The organism is Streptomyces sp. NPDC002888 (genome assembly GCF_042888465.1).
Taxonomy (GTDB): domain Bacteria; phylum Actinomycetota; class Actinomycetes; order Streptomycetales; family Streptomycetaceae; genus Streptomyces.
Genome location: NZ_JBIAPU010000062.1, coordinates 1 through 1,638, shown reverse-complemented (window position 1 = coordinate 1,638; position 1,638 = coordinate 1). Strand labels below are relative to the sequence as shown.

Below are 1,638 nucleotides of genomic sequence, written 5' to 3'. Positions count from 1 at the left end.
GTCAGCCCTTGTTGGCGCCGAGCGTGAGTCCGCTGACGAACTGCCTCTGCAGTGCGAAGTACACGACCAGTGTCGGGATCGCGGTGAGCAGGGCGCCGGCGGCGACCAGGTTGGGGTCGGTGAAGTACTGGCCGGAGAGGTTGTTGAGGGCGGAGGTGATGGGCATGTTCTCGCCGGTGGAGATCAGGACGATGGCCCAGAAGAAGTCGTTGTAGATCCAGATGGAGAGGAGGGTCGCCAGGGCGGCCATCGCCGGCTTGCACAGCGGCAGCACGATCTGCCAGTACATCCGCCACACCGACGCGCCGTCGACCAGCGCGGCCTCGGTCAGCTCGTGCGGCAGCATCCGCATGTAGTTGCTGAGCACGAAGGCGCAGAAGCCGGACTGGAACGCCACATGGATGAGGACCAGGCCGAGTGCGGAGTCGTACAGCTTGCCGCTCATCGTGATGCCGGGCAGGTCGATCAGCAGGTACATCCGGTACAGCGGGGTGATGATGACCTGCTGGGGGAGCAGGTTGCCGGCGGTGAAGACCAGCAGCAGGAAGATGTTGAGCCGGAAGTCGAAGCGGCTGACGTAGAACGCGACCATCGATGCCAGCAGCAGTGTGAGCAGCACGGCCGGGACCGCGATGATCAGCGTGTTGCCGAAGTAGTGCATCATGTCCGACTGCTCGAACGCGTTCTTGAAGTTGTCGAGGCTCAGCTTGTCCGGCCAGGAGACGTACCCCTTGTTGCTGGTCTCCGAGTACGGGCGCAGGGCCGCGAAGACCGCCCACAGCAGCGGGGCGAGCCAGGCCAGCGAGGTGACGACGAGGAACACGTGCAGCAGGACCCGGGCCGGGCGGACCGGGGTGCGCTGCCGGCCGAGTGCGGCGGTGGTGGTGCTCATGCGCGCCGCTCCTTCCGGAAGGTCGCGATCAGGTACGGGATGATGACCACGAGGGAGATGACCAGCAGGACGACGGCGATCGCGGACCCGTAACCGATCCGGCTGGACTCGCCGATGATGTTGTTGGTGATCAGGATCGACAGCAGCTCGGTGCCCTGGGCGCCCTTGTTGAAGACGAAGACCAGGTCGAAGGCGCGCAGCGCCTCGATGATGGTGACGACCAGGACCACCGTGTTGGTCGGGCGCAGGGTCGGGAAGATGACGTTCTTGAACGTCTGCCACTCGTTGGCGCCGTCCAGCGCGGAGGCCTCCCGCAGGGACGGGTCGACGCCCTTCAGACCGGCGAGGTAGAGGATCATCATGTAGCCGGTGTGGCGCCAGGAGGCGGCGACCAGGACGGCCCACAGGTTGAGGTGCGGGTCGCCGATCCAGTCGATGTAGTGGCCGGGCTTGTTGGCGCCGATGAGGCTGTTGATCAGGCCGGTGTCGGGGTTGTAGACGAGCTGCCAGACGAAGCCCGTCACGGCCAGCGACACGACGACGGGCAGGAAGAACGCGGTCTGGTAGACGCGGCTGAAGCGGATCCGCTTGTCCAGCTGGACGGCCAGGAACAGGCCCATCGGCGTCGGGACCAGGATGAGCACGACGAACCAGATGATGTTGTGCTGTACGGCGGGCCAGAACTGCGGGTTGTCGGTGAACAACTGCCGGAAGTTGTCCAGCCCCACCCATGTGATCGAGTCGAA

The 1,638-nt window shown here is 65.1% G+C and carries 2 protein-coding genes; both read right to left on the bottom strand.

Annotation, left to right across the window (positions count from 1 at the left end; translation table 11 throughout):
- Position 1: 1 nt before the first annotated feature.
- The gene (locus ACFYWX_RS47690; protein ID WP_389431805.1) at positions 2 to 892 is read right to left on the bottom strand and encodes a carbohydrate ABC transporter permease; all 891 of its coding nucleotides are present in this window, start codon (positions 890 to 892) and stop codon (positions 2 to 4) included.
- Positions 889 to 1,638 (bottom strand): carbohydrate ABC transporter permease (locus ACFYWX_RS47685; protein ID WP_389431804.1); only part of this gene is annotated, 750 nt, incomplete at its 5' end. The genes ACFYWX_RS47690 and ACFYWX_RS47685, both read right to left, overlap by 4 nt.